Here is a 15,639-nt window from a genome sequence, read left to right as displayed (position 1 = left end):
GGAAAACACCCTTTCCGCCCTCGGAACACGTGTTCCGAGGGCGGAAAGAGTGTTTTCCGCGCGGGGATAGGCGGGGCGTGACGGGTGGTCGTCAGAGGGTGAAGGCGCCCGTGAGCTGCTTGAGGCGGGCAGCCGCCTGCGACACCTCGGCGGCGGTGGTGGCGGTCTGCTGCGCCCCGCTCGTCGTCTGCTCGGCGGCCGAGGCCACGCCCGAGATGTTGAGGGCGATCTCCTGGCTGCCGGTGGAGACCTCGCTGACGTTGCGGACCATCTCGCCCGTCGTCGCCGACTGCTCCTCGACGGCCGCGGCGATGGTGGCCTGCAGGGCGTCGATGCGGGTGATGACGTCGGTGATCTCGCCGATGGCGCCGGCGGCCTCGTCGACGTCGTGCTGGGTCGCGGCCACCCGGGTGGTGATCGACTCCGTCGCGCGGGCCGTCTGCTGGGCCAGCTCCTTGACCTCCCCGGCGACGACGGCGAACCCCTTGCCCATCTCCCCGGCCCGGGCGGCCTCGATGGTGGCGTTGAGCGCCAGCAGGTTCGTCTGCTCGGCGATCGAGGTGATGAGCTTGACGACCTCGCCGATCTCCCGGCTCGAGGTCGACAGGCGCTGCAGCGTCCGCCCGGCGCCGTCGGCGGCGCTGACGGCGGAGGCGGCGGTCGCGGACGCGTCCGCGGTGGACGTGGCGATCTCGCCGATGGCGGCGGTCATCTGCTCGCCGGCGGCGGCGACCGTGCCGATGTTGGCGCTGATCTCCTCGGCGGCCGCGGAGACGACCTGCGTCTGGGCGGCGGACTCCTCGGCGCCGGCGGACAGCTGCGTCGCGACGGCGGACAGCTCCTCGCTGGAGCCGGCCAGGACGTCGGCGGTGGCGGTGATCTCCGTCATCGTCGCCGACAGCTTGTCCATCGTCTCGTCCACGGCGCGGGAGAGGTCGCCGATCTCGTCGCCGGCGCTGTACGCGACGCGCTGGTCGAGGCGGCCGTGGGCCAGGCCCCGCACCACCGAGGCGGTCCGGGCCAGCGGGTGCGTGATCGAGCGGGCGACGAGCACGGCGACGGTCGTGGCGGCGAGGAGGGCGACGATCCCGAGCCCGATGAGCAGGGCGAGGGCCTCGCGGTAGCGGGTGGCGCCGAGCTGGCCGGTCGCGGTCGCGTTGTCGACCTCGGCCTTCTGGATCCGGTCCAGCGTCGTGTTGATCCGCACGGCGACCGGCGTGGTCTTGGCGTCGCGCACGCGGATGAACCCGGCGACGTCGTCGGCCGTGGCGAGCGTGACGAGTTCCTCGCGGCCGCTGCGGTAGGTCGCGAGGTCGGCGGCGAAGCTGTCCCGGTCGGCCTTCGTGGAGACGGGGAACGTCGCGAGGTACGTCGTCCAGGCGGCGTCGAGGGCCGCGTCGTCCGCGCGCATGGCGTCCAGGGACGTGGCCGTGGCCTGCTCCCCGGAGGCGAGCGCCGCCGAGACGAGGTCCACGCGCGACTGCGCGAAGGCGTACTTCACGCTGCCGATGCTCTGCACCCCCGGGACGACGACGTCGGACATCGACGACACCGTGTCCTGGGCCGTGTGCAGCTGCTTGACGCCCAGGCCGACGGCGGCGGCCAGCAGCAGGCAGACCACGCCGAAGCCGGCGGCCAGCTTGCGGGAGATCCGGAGGTCGCGGAGACGGGTGAGCATCCCCGAGCATCGGCGGGACCCGGTCCCGCCTTGAGTCGGACGGGTGGTCCTGCTCAGCGCAGGTCGACCCGCGCCCCGCCCGCCGGAGTCCACGTGATGGAGCCGCCCTGGAAGTCGGAGCGGCGCACGCCGTCGCGCACGACCTCCTCACCCGTCGGGAAGCCCAGCGCGGACGTCTCCCAGCCCAGCCCCGCCCACGCCGCGCGGATCGCCCCGTGGACCGCGTGCGCACCCGTCGCCGGGCTCCAGTAGACCGACCCGTCCTCGAAGTGGCCGGCCCGGCCGCCGCGCACGGCGAGCTCGTCGGTCACGGGCAGGCCGATGACGTCGACGAGGTCCTCCCCGAAGTACGTCGCCGCGATCGCCCCCGAGACCCCGCGGGCCTGGGTCCGTTCGGACCACAGGATCGTGCCGTTCTCGTAGTTGCGGGCGTCGGCCCCCGCGTACCGGAAGGTGCCGGAGACGGGGTCGCCCAGCGCTGAGCGGTCTGCGCCGAGGGCGACCCAGTGGCCCTCGACGGGATCGGTGCGTCCCGTCCACCACGACGTCTCACCCGCGCCGCCGCGGCGGGACAGGGAGACGTGGACGTGGTCGGTGTGCGGGCTGGCCCCGCGGTAGGGCTGCCACCCCTGCGCGGCCCGGTAGGACTTCCAGACCTGTCCGTCCCAGATGACGTACATGACGCCGAGACGCCGGGTGTTGCGCGCGTCGTCGGCGAGGAGCCAGTCGAGGAACTCACGGGCCGTGGCCGCGTCGGCGGGGTCGCCCGCGTCGAGCATCCAGTCCAGCGCCCGGCCCTCGTGGTGCTCGGAGTCCACCGACGCCCCCACCGGGCACGACCGCGCGGTCCCGATGGTCTGCCGCCCGTACGTCTGCAGGAGCAGGTCCCGCAGCGCGCGGGTGCCGGGTTGGACGTCGGCGCAGGTGGTGGCGCCCTCGTAGTCGGCGAGGTCGTCGACGGCGGCGGGCAGGTGCGCCGGTGGGCGAGGGGCTGCGCCGGCCGGCGACGCGCCGGTGGCCAGGAGCCCGAGGGTGGCTCCGGAGGCGAGGAGCGTCAGGAGAGCGCGGCGCATCAGACCTCCCGGACGCGGCCGGTGGACGCGTTCCAGCGCATCCCGCCGCCCTCGAAGTCGCCGGCCCGGCCACCGGGCACGTCGTACTCGTCGGAGACGGGGAAGCCGAACCGGGACCGTTCCCAGCCCTGCGCGGCCCACGCCCCGCGGATGGCCCCGAGGACGACGTGCGGGGCGGATCCGCTGCGGCGGTAGACCGATCCGTGCTCGAAGTGCGTGAAGCTGCCGACGAGGGCGGGCAGGTCCGTCGTGTCCTCGGTGGGGAAGCCGAGGGCCGACCACTCCCAGCCCACCGCGGCGTACTTCTCGCGGTGGCTCCCGCGCACGACGTGCGTCCCGGTGTCGGGGTGGTGGTAGATGGACCCGCGCTCGTAGTGCCGGAACCGGCCGCCGCGCAGCGCCTCCCCCTCCTCGCTCGTGGGGGCACCCAGCAGCGTGGGGCCGTCGACCGCGGCGTACTTGCGCGCCACGGCCGACCCGCCGCCGGACCGGGGGGCCGAGCCGAGCAGGGCGGCGACGCGGTCGCGCACCTCGCCCATCCGTCCGTACCCGACGTCACCCGGGCAGGCGGTGAACCCGAGGTCGCGGTGGGCACTGATCGCCGCGACCTCGACGGTCCGGCCGGCCGCGTACCGGGCCGTGCCGCCGCCCGCGGACGTGAGGACCGCCCGGCCGCGGGCGTCGAGGTCGTGCAGCGCGAACTTCCACGCGATGACGGCCGCGACCGACGCCAGGCACTCCGACGTGGGGGCGACGGAGGAGAAGTCACCCATCATCGACACGCCCACGGTCCCGCTGTTGAAGCCTCCGGCGTGGGCCCCGACGACGGGCCGGGTCACCCCGCCCGCGCGTCCCTCCCAGACCTGGCCGAACCGGTCGACGACGAAGTTGTAGCCGAGGTCGTTCCAGCCCAGCGTCTGCGTGTGGTACCGGTACATGCCCCGGATGACGGCCGGGACCTCGGCGCGGGAGTAGGAGCCGCCGTCGGCGGTGTGGTGGACGACGGCCGCGTGCAGGGTGTCCGCCACCTCCGGGTCCGCCAGGCGCAGCGACTCGTCCGCACCCCACTCCGCCCGCGACCGGACGGCCGGTGCCCCGACGCCCGCCGCGGTCGTGGTGGCGGCGGTCGTGGAGAGCGTCTGCGCCGCGCGGGTCGCGGCGACCGGGTCGGCGTCCGGGCCGGGGTCGACGACGGCGAGCCGGGCGCCCGCGGCGGACTGCCGGGGCAACCGGACGTCGACGACGGTCCCGGGCGCGAGCGCGCCGGTCCACACCGGGTCGGTCGTGCCGTCCTCGAGGGCCAGCGGGACCCACGCGCCGGGAGCGGTCCCGGGGCGGGTGACGCGGACGGCGACCGAGGCCGGCGCCGGTCCGGTGAAGGTGACGCCGAGCATGCTGCCGCCGTCGACGGGCAGCGAGACGACGGCGAGGTCGGTGGGGGAGCCGGCCGCCAGGAGCGAGCGCACGGACGGCAGGGGCAGGGACGTCACCCCGCCGGCACCGGGGACCCGGCGCAGCTGGGCCGGTACGGCCGCGACGGCGGGACCGGCGAACGTCGACCCTGCGACCGCGGCCAGGGCACCGCCGGCGCCTGCGAGAGCGGCGCGCCGGGACAGCGTCGCGCGGGAGGGCGTGGGCGAGGGCATGGGGTGGAGCGCTCCGTCCGTCGGGGGATGTGACGGAACGTAGGCGATCTGTGAGTGAGTTGTAAATGGAGTGACGGGTGGTGCGCGTGTGACGTCTGTGTGACGATCAGGTCAGCGGGCGGTGGCCGAGCCCTGGTCGAGGACGTACAGCTTCACGCTGAACGCGCGCTTCTCCTCCGTGGAGACGAGCTGGTAGTCCTGGTCGAGCAGGCGCTTGACCTCGCGGTCCTCGGGGGTCTTGGTGACCACCGGGCCGACGCCGCCGATGACCCAGATCCGCCCCACGCCGGCGACGTGCTTCCACAGCTGCGGGGTCTCGACGGTCGTCCCGACGAGGGTCGAGGACTCCGTCGCGGTCTGGTCCAGCGCGATGTCGTCGAGCCCGGAGAACGCCTCCGGGTACAGCTGCGTGAGCACGCGGTAGCGGTACTCCCCGTCGGGCAGGAAGAGCAGACCGTCCCCGGGGCGGGCGTGCGCCTCGACGTAGGCCGCCGTCCCGCGCAGGTCCTCGGCGTGCCCGATGGTGGGGGAGCGGAACACGAACTGCATGTGCAGACCCGTCACCGTCATGACCGCGACGAGTCCGGCGGCGACGCCGGCGACCAGGCGCGGCCGCAGGGCGACGGTGACGACGGACGCGAGCGCCAGGCACGTGCCGGGCGCGACGAAGACGAGGTACCGCGTCGTCCAGAACGGCGAGACCTGCGAGATCGTCCACAGCAGGGGCCACGGCAGGACGCCCCACAGCAGCCCGACGAGAACCAGCCGGCGGGCCCGGCCGCGCCACACCCCGGCCGCGACGGCGAGCGCCGCGACGGCGACGGCGATCCAGGAGGAGCCGAGCGCGAAGAGGACGTGGGCGCCCAGCTCGGCCACGGTGGGCCGCTGCAGGAACGCGACCTGGGCGCTCTGCGCGTCCTGCGCGAGGAGCAGCGGCACGGACACGACGAGACCCGTGACGGCGGCGACCGCGCCGCGGACGAAGGTGCGCCGGCCCGCGGCGAGCGCCCAGCCGGCCTGCGCGACGAGCACGAGCGCCGCGACCGTGTTGAGCGCGACGAGGAGGGGGATGGAGGCGGCGTACGCGATCCACCAGCGGCGTCCGGCCCGGCCGGTCCCGGCCCGCACCAGCAGGTAGGTGCCCAGCGTGGCGACGAGCGTCGCGAGGGCGTAGGGCCGGGCCTCCTGGGCGTAGCGGCTCACGAAGGGCATCGAGACGAAGAGCGCGGCCGCGACGGCCCCGGTGAGGCGGGCCGTGCGGGGGCCGACGGCGCCGGTGGCGAGCCGGCGGCCCAGCCCGTACACGAGGGGTGCCGTCAGGGCGGCCGCGACGACGGAGATCGAGCGGGCCTGGACGATGTCGACGTCGGCGCCGAAGAGCGCGTGGGCCAGGAAGTAGAACGGCGCGTGGACGAGGTCCACCTTCTGCACGAGCGCCCAGATCTGCTCGGTCGTCCGCGAGGCGACGGCGATCGTCACGGCCTCGTCGCGCCACGGGCTCGGCGTGCCGATCCGCCACGAGAAGACGACCCACGCCGCGACGGCGGCCACGAGGCCGGTCAGGACGTCCGGCCACCGGCGCACGGCCCGCTGCACGGCGGGCGGCGCGGCCCGGTCCGCGTCCTGACCCGGACGACGCCGGGCGGCGGGGACCTCAGCCGGGACCTCGGCGGGGCCCGGTGACGGGACTCCGGCCGGGACGTCGGGGCGGGCGTGCGTGCTCGACAGGGTGACCTCTCAGATCGGCTGGGCGGTGCGGGTCGGGCGGTGCGTCGGGGTCAGATGGGCAGCTTGCGGAACACCGGGGCGGGGACGTGCCGCAACGCCGACATGACCCAGCGCATGGGCTCGGGAGCCCAGACCGTCTCCTTCCCGGAGCGGACCGCGTCGACGGTCACCTCGGCGACCTGCTCGGCGGACACGGACAGCGGGGCCTTGTCCAGCCCCTGGGTCATCTTGGTGGTGACGAAGCCGGGCCGCACCACGACGACCCGCACGCCGCTGGGGCGCAGCGCCTCGCGCAGACCCGTGAAGAAGGCGTCGAAACCGGCCTTGGAGGAGCCGTAGACGAAGTTCGAGCGGCGGGCGCGTTCCCCGGCGACGCTCGAGAGCGCCACGAGGACGCCGTGCCCCTGCGTCCGCAGCCGCGTGGCGAGGTGGACGCCGAGGTTGACGGGCGCGGTGTAGTTGACGGTCGCGACGTCGACGGCGGCGCGCGCGTCCTGCCAGGACACCTCGTTGTCGCCGAGGACGCCGAAGGCCAGCACGGTCACGTCGACGTCACCCGCGGCGAAGGCCTCCTCGAGCACCCCCTCGTGCGCGGGCAGGTCGGTGGCCTCGAAGTCGACGGTCCGGACCTGGTGGCCGCGGCGGTGCAGGCGGGCGACGGCGTCGTCGCGCCGGGCGCCCGGGCGGGCGGCCAGGGTGACCTGCAGCGGACGCTCCGGGCTGAGGCGCTCGACGATGGCCAGGCCGATGTCGGACGTGCCCCCGAGGAGGAGGACGGAGGAGGGGTTCCCGAGGGCGTCGATCACGGGGCTCGACCCTAGCAACGCCGTCTGGGGGTCCCCTGCGAACGACCCGTCGACGGGCCCGATCGTGAGCCGACCGTGACCGGAGGACGCTCGCCGGCCCCCACCGTCCGTCGACCGTCCGGGGGTGGGACCCGGCGCCGGTAACCTCCTGCGGTGCCCCGCCCCCGGTCCCGCGCGCGCTCGGGCAGGCCGTGAGCGGCGTCCTCACCGGCTTCGTCGTCGTCGCCACGCTCATCGCCGTCGGGTACGTCCTGGGCCGCACGGGCGTCCTGGGCCCCACCGGTCAGGTCGTCGTGTCCCGGCTCGTCTTCTTCGTCGGCTCCCCGGCCCTGCTCGTGCAGACGCTCGCGGGGGCCGACGTCCACGTCCTGCTGTCGGCGCAGCTCGTCGTCACGGCGGCCGGGGTCGCCGTCGCCCTCGGCCTGTGGCTCGTGCTGGCCCGCTGGCGGCTGCGGCTGGGCCGCGAGGAGCTCGTGGTCGGGTCCCTCGCCAGCTCCTTCGTCAACGCGGCGAACATCGGCCTGCCCGTCGCCGCCTACGTCCTGCAGGACCTGACCGCGGTGCTGCCGGCGATGCTCCTGCAGATGGTGGTGCTGACGCCGCTGGCCCTCGGCGTCCTCGACGTGGGGCGGCACAGCGGCGGACCGAGCGTCCGGCGGCTGCTGGCGCCGCTGGCCAACCCGGTGCTGCTCGCCAGCGCGGTCGGGATCGTGCTGTCGGTGACGGGCTGGAAGGTGCCGACGGCGCTGGCCCAGCCGCTGGACCTGCTGGCCGGGTTCGCGATCCCGGGGGCCCTGGTCGCCTTCGGGATCTCCCTGCACGGACGCAGCGCGCACGGCTGGCGCGCGCCGGAGGTCCTGCTCGCGAGCGTCCTCAAGGCGTTCGTGCAGCCGGCCGTCACCTACCTCGTGGCCCGCTTCGCGCTGCGGCTGGACGACCAGGCCGTCTTCGCCGCGACCGTCGTCGCCGCCCTGCCGACGGCCCAGAACGTCTTCACCTACGCCGTCCGGTACGGCGTCGGGCGCGACCTGGCCCGCGACACCGTGCTGGTGACGACGGTCCTGGTCGCGCCCGTGCTGCTGCTCGTCAGCGTGCTCCTGCCGCACTGACGCGCCGGCCGACCCCGCGGGTCAGCGGCGCCACGCCTCCCAGGCGCTCGTCACGATGTCGTGCAGGCTCTTCGTCGCGCTCCAGCCCAGCGTGCCGGTGATGCGGCTGACGTCGGCCACGAGCTGCGGCGGGTCACCGGCGCGGCGTGCGTGCACGACGGGCTCGACGTCGACCCCCGTCACGGCGCGGACCTCGGCGAGCACCTCGAGCACGGAGGCGCCCGTGCCGGTGCCGACGTTGAAGGTGTCGAACGGACGGTCCTCGGTCCCGAGGTGGTCCAGCGCCGCGAGGTGCGCCTGGGCGAGGTCCAGGACGTGGACGTAGTCGCGGATGCAGGTGCCGTCGGGCGTCGGGTAGTCGTCGCCGAAGACCGCGGGCGCCTGTCCGGCGTCGAGCGCGGAGAAGACGATGGGGATGAGGTTCATGACGGCCGAGTCGCCGAGGTCGTCCCAGCCCGCGCCGGCGACGTTGAAGTAGCGCAGGTTCGCCGCGCGCAGCCCCCACGCCACCCCCGCGGCCCGGCTCATCCACTCGCCCACGAGCTTGGTCTGGCCGTAGGGGTTGATGGGCTCGGCCGGGCCGTCCTCGCGCACGACGTCGGACGAGGGGGCGCCGTACGTCGCGGCGGAGGAGGAGAAGACGAGCTTGCCGACCCCGGCGGTCTCCATGGCCTGCAGCAGGTTCGCCATGCCACCGACGTTCTGCGACCAGTACCGGGCGGGTTGGGAGACGGACTCGCCGACCTGCTTGCGGGCCGCGAAGTGGATGACCGCGTCGACGTCGTGCTCGCCGAAGGCCTTCGCCAGCGCGGGGGCGGCGGCGTCGGTGCCGAGGTCGACCTCGACGACGGGGGCGCCGCCGACGCGCTCGACGCGCCCGTTGGAGAGGTCGTCGACCACCACGACGTCGGTGCCGCGCTGCTGCAGCAGCCGCACCACGTGGGACCCGATGTAGCCGGCACCGCCCGTCACGAGAACGCTCATGCCAGCGACCGTACTGGAACGCCTCCCGACCTCCCTGTGGGAGCCTCGCGGGGTGCTGAGACTGACCAACACCGTCCAGCCCTACGCCTGGGGCTCGACGACGGCCATCCCGCGGCTGCTCGGCCGCGACCCCGACGGCCGTCCGCAGGCCGAGCTGTGGATCGGTGCGCACCCGGGCGCGCCGTCGCTGGCGGACGGGGTGCCCCTCGACGAGCGCATCGCGCAGGCCCCGGCGCAGTTCCTGGGGCCCGACGGCGGCGAGCGCCTCGGGTTCCTGCTGAAGGTCCTCGCGGCGGGTGCGCCGCTGTCGCTGCAGGCCCACCCGGACAGCGCGACCGCGGCCCGCCGGTACGCCGAGGAGGAGGCGCAGGGGGTGCCCGCCGACGCCCCGCACCGCCTCTACAAGGACACCTCGCACAAGCCCGAGCTGCTCTTCGCCCTCGAACCCTTCGCCGCGATGGCCGGGTTCCGGTCGCCGGCCGCGGCGCACGCGCTGCTGGCCGGGCTCGACCTGCCCGCCCTGCCGCCGGACGTCCGGGAGGTGTTCGACGGGGTGCTCGCCGCGCTCGCCGGGCCCGACCCCTCCGCCGCCCTCAAGGAGGCGACGCGGCTGCTGCTCACGGCCCCCGCCGACGCCGTGGCCCCGCTCGTCGAGGCCGTCGCGAACGCGTGCGCGGGGTCGGACGACCCCTCCGCCGAGTGCGTCGTCGAGCTCGCCGGGCACTACCCGGGCGACGCGGGCGTGCTCGTCTCGGTCCTGCTGAACCAGGTGCGGCTGGCGCCGGGGGAGGTGCTGTACCTGCCCGCCGGCAACGTGCACGCCTACCTGTCGGGCACCGGTGTGGAGCTCATGGCCAGCTCCGACAACGTCCTGCGCGGGGGGCTGACCCCCAAGCACGTCGACGTCCCGGAGCTGCTGGACGTCCTGGACTTCCGGGAGCTGCCGCCGCCGCTGCTGGCGCCCCTGGACTCCTCCTCGCCCGACGAGCTGGTCTTCTCGCCGCTGCCGGACTTCGCCCTGACCGTCGCCACCCTCGGCCCCGAGCGCCGGTGGGAACGCGCGGTGCCGCGGGCCGTGCTCGTGCTGGAGGGGACGGTCACGCTGTCCTCGACCGCGGGGACGCTGGAGCTGGGTCAGGGCGAGTCGGCGTTCGTCACGGCCGCCGAGCACCCTCTGACGGTGAGCGGGTCAGGTCGACTCGCGTCCGCGTCCCCCGGGACGCCCGCCGGGTGAGGGCGTACAGGACCACCCCGACCGCGAGCAGGACGGCCGCGCGCAACCACACGCCGGCCTCCTGCTGGGTCAGCAGTGCCACCGAGGCGAGCACACCGAGCACGGGCAGCGCCGTCGGGGCGCGGAAGTGCGCGTGCTCCACCCGGTCCCTCCGCAGCACCAGGACCGCGACGTTGGTGCTGACGAAGACGACGAGCAGCAGCAGGACGACGGTCGCGGCCAGCGTGGCGAGGTCACCGCTGAGCACGAGCGCCATGGAGACGAGCGTCGTCACGACGATCGCGACCCACGGGGTGCGCCGGCCGGGCAGCACGCGGGCCAGGACCGGCGGGAGCAGGCCCTCCGTGGCCATGCCGTAGGTGAGGCGGCTGCACATGATCGCCGTCAGCAGTGCCCCGTTGGCGACCGCGACGAGGGCGACGAGGGAGTACAGCCAGCTCGGCACCCCGACGTCGGCGACGCGGACGACCTCGAGCAGCGGGCCGTCGGAGCCGGCGATCTGCGCGGGGGCGACGGCGGTGGAGACGGCGAGGCCGACGAGCACGTAGACGACCCCGGCGACGGCGAGCCCGCCGAACAACGCCCGCGGGTAGGTGCGGCTGGGCTCCACGGCCTCCTCGGCGACGTTGGCCGACGTCTCGAACCCGACGAAGGAGTAGAACGCCAGGACGGCCGCGCCGAGGATCCCCGCGACGGGGGAGTGGTCGGGGGAGAACTCCAGCACGCGGCCCGGGGAGCCGTCCCCGCGGCCGAGGACGACCGCGGCCAGGGCGACGACGAGCAGCAACCCGCCGACCTCGACCACCGTCATGACGACGTTGGCGCGCAACGAGTCCTTGATGCCCCGGGCGTTGAGCAGCGCGACGAGGACGAGGAACACCACCGCCGCGGGCAGGGCGGGCACGTCGAGGAGGGCGCCGAGGTAGTCCCCGGAGAACGCCAGCGCGAGCCCCGCCACGCTCGTGACCCCCGCGGCCAGCATCGAGAAGCCGACGAGGAAGGAGACGAGCGGGCGGCGGAACGCGCGCTGCGCGAACACGGCCGCCCCGCCGGCCCTGGGGTACTTCGTGACGAGTTCGGCGTACGAGGACGCCGTCAGCAGCGCCATGACGAGGGCGACGGCCAGCGGCACCCAGATCGCCCCGCCCACCTCTCCGGCGAGTTCCCCGACGAGGGCGTAGATGCCCGCGCCGAGGACGTCGCCGAGGATGAACAGGAACAGCAGCTTGCCGGTGATCGCCCTCTTCAGGGGCGTGTCGGCCGGCGCCGACGTCGCGGTGCTCTCGGGGTTCAGGCTCACCCCGGCGGACTACCCCGCGTCGGGCCCCGCAACCGTCGTTCCCGCGACCGTGGTCGTGGGGGTGGGTGTGGGCTGAGGGGTCGTCGGGCGGCCGGGCTGGCCCGTGAGGTTGCGCAGCAGTTCGGTGACGTCGACACCCGTCGTGCGCTTGACCACCTCGAGGGTCTCGCTGAGGTTCGACCCGACCTGCCGGGACAGCTGGGAGGCGCCGTCGGTGGAGATGACGGTGAGGTCGGAGATCGCCGCCATCGGCGCGGCGAGTTCGTGGGCGACGCGGGGCAGGACGTCGACGACCATCTGCGCGACGGCGGCCTCCCCGTACTGCTCGAACGCCTCGGCGCGCAGCCGCATGGTCTCCGCCTCGGCCTCACCGCGGGCGCGGATCGCCGCACCCTCCGCCTCGCCCTCCAGCCGGGTGGCGTTCGCGAGCGCCGTGCGCCGGTCGAGTTCGGCCTGGCCGGCCAGGCGCACGCGCTGGGCGTCGGCCTCGGCGGCGAGCTTGATGCGGTTCGACTCCGCCGTCGCCGACAGTTCCACGCGCCGGGCGTCGGCCTCGGCGTTGGCGATGTCGGACGCCTTCTTCGCCTCGGCCTCGAAGATCTCCGAGTTCCGTCGCGCCTGGGCCTGCTGCTCGGCGTCGTAGCGCCGCGCGTCGGCCGGTTTGCGCACCTCGGTGTCGAGCTGGCGTTCGGTCAGGGCCGCCTGGCGTTCGGCGACGCGTTCCTGCTCGAGCAGGACCTCCTGGTCCCGGGCGGCCTTGGCCAGCACCCCGGCCGCGGCGGCCCGGGCCTGGGCGGTGTCCGTCTCGGCCTTGAACTCGGCCTGCCGCAGCGACAGGTCGCGCTGGGCGGCGGACACCTTCTCCTGCGCGCGGGCCTCGGCCTGCTGGGACTCCTGCAGCGAGTTCGCCTCGGCTATGGCCGCGTTCTGCGCGGCGATCGCGGCCTCGGGCCGGCCGAGGTCGCGCAGGTAGTTCACGTCGTCGGACACGTCCTGGATCTGGAACGTGTCGAGGACGAGGCCCTGGTTCGTCAGCGACGTCTCGGCCTCCTCCGCGACGCGGGAGGCGAACGCCGCGCGGTCGCGGATGATCTCGTCGACGGTCAGCGTGCCGACGATGGAGCGCAGCGACCCGGCGAGGACCTCCTGGGTGAAGGACTCGATCTCGTCCTGCTGGTGCAGGAAGCGCTGCGCCGCAGCACGCACGGAGTCCTCGGTGCCGCCGACCTTGATGATGGCCACCCCGTCGAGGTTCAGCCGGATGCCCTTGGCCGAGACCGCACCGCGGATCTGCACGGAGATGCGGCGCGAGGCCAGCGACAGCGAGTACGCCTGCTGCACGAACGGCAGGACGAAGATGCCGCCGCCCATGACGACCTTCTGACCGGACAGGTCGGTGGAGACCTTCCCGGTCTCGGGGTTGGTGACGGGTCTGCCCTTCTTGCCCGTCACGACGAACGCCTCGCTCGGCCCGGCGATGCGGTACCGGCGCACGATCGCGACGGCCAGCAGCAGGACGACGACGACGGCCGCCGCGACGAGGATGACGGCAGGGGTCAGGAACTCCACGAGCGGTCCTCTCCTAGGTGGTGCAGGTTTCCAGCGGGTTCTGAGGGTTTCGGTGCGGACTCAGGGGAGGGGTTTCACCCGGACGGCGGTCGCGGACACCTCGGCGACGACCTCCACCTCGGCGCCGCGCACGAGGGCGACGTCGCTCACCGCGCTGCGCTTGACGGTGGTCCCGTGCAGGCGCAGGTTCACCTCGCCGTAGGACCCGGGGTTCGCGGCGGGGGTCGTGACGTAGCCCCGCACGCCGAGGATGGTCGTGTGCACCTCGGGTTCCTCGCGGCGCAGGGTCCGCACGAGGGCACCCACGCCGGCCATCGTCGCCAGCCCCACGCCCGCCCCGAAACCCGTGGCCTGCAGCGTGGTCCACCCGAACGACGTCTGCGCGAGGGTGGCCGCGAGGCCGAACAGGGCCAGGCCCCCGGACAAGGAGGTGAGCGACAGGAAACCGCCCGCGATGTCGACCTCGAACGCCTCGAAGACACCGTCGAAGACGAAGGACACGAGGCAGACGACGAAACCCACGACCGCGAGCACGACGAACACCGTCACCCCGACGCCGTGCACGGTCACTGTCGACCACCCCTGCCCCGGACCCTAACAGGGTCACAGCCACCGCACGGGGAGCTCCGAGGTCACCGGTTGCGGGACAGCGCCTTCGCCAGCACCGGCGCTGCGAGCAGCATGACGAGCAACCGCAGCACCTGGACGGAGAGGACGAACGTCGCGTCCGCGCCGGACCCGACGGCGGCGGCGAGGACCGCGTACAACCCGCCCGGCGTGGTGGCCAGGTACGTGTCCAGCAGGGGCAGTCCCGTCGCGCGCGAGAGCGCCACGCCGAGCGCCGCGCTGCCCGCCACCCCCACGACGACGAGCGCGAACGCGGCCGGCAGCACGCGGGCGACGGCGAGCAGGCTGGACCGCGTGAACCGCAGGCCGATCTGCAGCCCGATGAGGGCGTAGGCCACCTGCTGGAGCAGCCCGGGGACCTGCGCCCCGCCGGTCACCCCGCTGAGGGAGGACGCCGCCGCCAGCAGCAGCGGTCCGAGGAGGGTCGCGGCGGGCAGGTGCGCACGACGTCCGAGCCACGGACCGACCAGGCCGCACCCGACGGCCAGCGCCAGCCCCACCCACGGGTTCCCGGCGGCCGACGTCCCCGCGTCCCCGACGGCGCGGACGTCGAACACGACGTCGAGCACCACGGGCAGCGACAGCACGACGAGCAGCACCCGCACGTACTGCACGACCGCCACCACGCGTTCGTCGGCGCCGAGCTGGCGGGCGATGACGACCAGGCCGCTGGCCCCGCCGGCGACGAGCGCGAAGGCGCCCGTGACGGCGTCGACGTCGCGGTGCCGCCCGAGCAGCCACCCCGTGCCGAGGCTCAGGGCGAGGGTGCCGACGGTGACGGCGAGGACGGGCAGCCAGTGCTCCCCGAGCGCCGCCAGCGTCGAGAGCTGCACGAGGGTCCCGATCGTCACGCCGACGACGGCCTGACCGGCCAGACCGGCTCGCGGGGGCAACCGCACCGCCCGCCGGGTCGTGAGCCCGTCGAGGAGACCGACGGCGAGCCCCGCGAACAGCGCGGGCGACGGCAGCCCGAGCCGGAACAGCAGGACGGTCGCGACGACGGTGGCGAGGCCGAGCAGGAGGACGTGCGCGGTCCGCACGGACCTCAGTCCTGGGCCGGGGACCCGGTGGGCGGGGCGGGGCGGGTGCGCAGGGTGGCCGTGGTGCGTTCGGAGCCGACGACCCGCTCGCCGAGGGCGTCGAGGTCGGGGGTCAGCACGACGGACCCGGCCCGCGCCCACGCGGCCAGCGGCCCGCGGACGACGTCGTCGGGTCCGGCGTCCGTGAGCAGCCGGACGCCCACGGGCCAGTCGGCCCCGGCCTCCTGCGCCGCGGCCTGCAACCGGCCGTGCGCGAGGGCGGGGACCTCCAGGGCGGGGTCCTCCGGACCCGGTGCCGACAGCGCGACGTACGTGTCGCCGTAGCCCGTGACGACGCGGGCGTAGTCGAGGACGCCCGCGGGCAGCTCTCCGTCGAAGCGCGTCGCCAGCGGCAGCAGCGAGACCGCGATCCGGTCCTGCGAGCCGTTGCGCTGCAGCGCCTCCACCGAGGACGACACGAGGACGTCGGCGGGCCGGTCGGCGCCGTGGCGCACCGCCGCACCCGTCGACCAGGCCGCCAGCTGGAAGACCGGCGTGCGCCAGTGGGTCGGCAGGTCGAGGGCGACGACCGACCCGGGCCCCACCTCGAACTCCTCCTCGAGGAGGTTCGCCGTCTTCGCGACCCACGTCGCCAGCACCCGCGCGGACAGCTCGATGCGCTCGCCGGAGGAGGCGTGGTCCGCGGCGTACCAGGTCAACCGCGGCGCGGTCGGGTCGTCGTCCAGCAGGCGGCGCAGCAGGGGGAGCACGCCGGTCACCGTACGCCGGGCCCCTGCGGGGGAGGGATCGTCGTCACGTCGGGCCGTCGAGGCGCTGTCCGCGGCCGGGGTGCCCGTGTGGACCGA

General features: G+C 74.8%; 13 protein-coding genes. 2 read left to right on the top strand and 11 right to left on the bottom strand.

The genetic code is table 11. The features are described from left to right. Positions 1 to 91: 91 nt before the first annotated feature. The 5 genes from AB0637_RS24500 to AB0637_RS24480 all read right to left on the bottom strand — a co-directional run bounded on the left by AB0637_RS24500 (position 92) and on the right by AB0637_RS24480 (position 6,931). Positions 92 to 1,678 (bottom strand): methyl-accepting chemotaxis protein, encoded by a 1,587-nt coding sequence (locus AB0637_RS24500; RefSeq protein ID WP_366175376.1) that lies wholly within the window; start codon positions 1,676 to 1,678, stop codon positions 92 to 94. A gap of 53 nt (positions 1,679 to 1,731) precedes the next feature. Next, positions 1,732 to 2,751, bottom strand: coding sequence for a hypothetical protein (locus AB0637_RS24495; RefSeq protein WP_366175374.1), 1,020 nt, complete (start codon positions 2,749 to 2,751; stop codon positions 1,732 to 1,734). Further along, entirely contained in the window at positions 2,751 to 4,397 is a 1,647-nt protein-coding gene (locus AB0637_RS24490) for an N-acetylmuramoyl-L-alanine amidase (RefSeq protein ID WP_366175372.1), read from the bottom strand. Before AB0637_RS24490 ends, AB0637_RS24495 begins: the two co-directional genes overlap by 1 nt. Before the next feature lie 111 nt (positions 4,398 to 4,508). Continuing rightward, positions 4,509 to 5,981 (bottom strand): glycosyltransferase family 39 protein, encoded by a 1,473-nt coding sequence (locus AB0637_RS24485; protein WP_366175371.1) that lies wholly within the window; start codon positions 5,979 to 5,981, stop codon positions 4,509 to 4,511. 194 nt (positions 5,982 to 6,175) lie between these two features. Continuing rightward, positions 6,176 to 6,931: a decaprenylphospho-beta-D-erythro-pentofuranosid-2-ulose 2-reductase gene (locus tag AB0637_RS24480; RefSeq protein WP_366175369.1), complete on the bottom strand. Its 756-nt coding sequence runs from the start codon at positions 6,929 to 6,931 to the stop codon at positions 6,176 to 6,178. A gap of 191 nt (positions 6,932 to 7,122) precedes the next feature. On the opposite strand from AB0637_RS24480, the gene AB0637_RS24475 reads away from it, so the two are divergent. Beyond that, on the top strand, positions 7,123 to 8,040 hold the full coding sequence (locus AB0637_RS24475; RefSeq protein WP_366175367.1) for an AEC family transporter: 918 nt from the start codon (positions 7,123 to 7,125) through the stop codon (positions 8,038 to 8,040). Positions 8,041 to 8,061: 21 nt separating this feature from the next. Here AB0637_RS24475 and galE read toward each other — a convergent pair whose 3' ends face one another. Beyond that, positions 8,062 to 9,024, bottom strand: a complete 963-nt coding sequence (galE, locus tag AB0637_RS24470) for a UDP-glucose 4-epimerase GalE (protein ID WP_366175366.1) — start codon at positions 9,022 to 9,024, stop codon at positions 8,062 to 8,064. A gap of 52 nt (positions 9,025 to 9,076) precedes the next feature. Here galE and manA point away from each other — a divergent pair, with 52 nt between their 5' ends. Further along, a complete protein-coding gene (gene manA / locus AB0637_RS24465; protein WP_366175365.1) occupies positions 9,077 to 10,258 on the top strand; it encodes a mannose-6-phosphate isomerase, class I in 1,182 nt (393 codons plus the stop codon). Here manA and AB0637_RS24460 read toward each other — a convergent pair. From AB0637_RS24460 to AB0637_RS24440, 5 genes are all read right to left on the bottom strand, one after another. Further along, the gene (locus AB0637_RS24460) at positions 10,179 to 11,558 is read right to left on the bottom strand and encodes an APC family permease (protein WP_366175364.1); all 1,380 of its coding nucleotides are present in this window, start codon (positions 11,556 to 11,558) and stop codon (positions 10,179 to 10,181) included. The two genes, manA and AB0637_RS24460, sit on opposite strands and share 80 nt — an antisense overlap. A gap of 9 nt (positions 11,559 to 11,567) precedes the next feature. Then, positions 11,568 to 13,118 carry an SPFH domain-containing protein gene (locus AB0637_RS24455; RefSeq protein WP_366175378.1) on the bottom strand — a complete coding sequence of 517 codons (1,551 nt, stop codon included), beginning with the start codon at positions 13,116 to 13,118 and terminating at the stop codon, positions 11,568 to 11,570. Positions 13,119 to 13,187: 69 nt separating this feature from the next. Continuing rightward, positions 13,188 to 13,697, bottom strand: coding sequence for a hypothetical protein (locus AB0637_RS24450; RefSeq protein ID WP_366175363.1), 510 nt, complete (start codon positions 13,695 to 13,697; stop codon positions 13,188 to 13,190). 62 nt (positions 13,698 to 13,759) lie between these two features. Continuing rightward, a complete protein-coding gene (locus tag AB0637_RS24445) occupies positions 13,760 to 14,794 on the bottom strand; it encodes an AbrB family transcriptional regulator (protein ID WP_366175362.1) in 1,035 nt (344 codons plus the stop codon). A gap of 5 nt (positions 14,795 to 14,799) precedes the next feature. After that, positions 14,800 to 15,543: a TIGR03089 family protein gene (locus tag AB0637_RS24440; protein ID WP_366175361.1), complete on the bottom strand. Its 744-nt coding sequence runs from the start codon at positions 15,541 to 15,543 to the stop codon at positions 14,800 to 14,802. Between the last annotated feature and the right edge of the window lie 96 nt (positions 15,544 to 15,639).

The organism is Kineococcus sp. NPDC059986, from assembly GCF_040702905.1.
Classification (GTDB): domain Bacteria; phylum Actinomycetota; class Actinomycetes; order Actinomycetales; family Kineococcaceae; genus Kineococcus.
The sequence above is the reverse complement of the archived record's forward strand: the minus strand, read 5'-3'. Positions and strand labels throughout refer to the sequence as shown.

Coding starts and splice junctions, on each gene's coding strand:
- AB0637_RS24495 (WP_366175374.1), bottom strand. CDS start 2,751: ATGCGCCGCGCTCTCCTGACGCTCCTCGCCTCCGGAGCCACCCTCGGG.
- AB0637_RS24490 (WP_366175372.1), bottom strand. CDS start 4,397: ATGCCCTCGCCCACGCCCTCCCGCGCGACGCTGTCCCGGCGCGCCGCT.
- galE (WP_366175366.1), bottom strand. CDS start 9,024: ATGAGCGTTCTCGTGACGGGCGGTGCCGGCTACATCGGGTCCCACGTG.
- AB0637_RS24500 (WP_366175376.1), bottom strand. CDS start 1,678: ATGCTCACCCGTCTCCGCGACCTCCGGATCTCCCGCAAGCTGGCCGCC.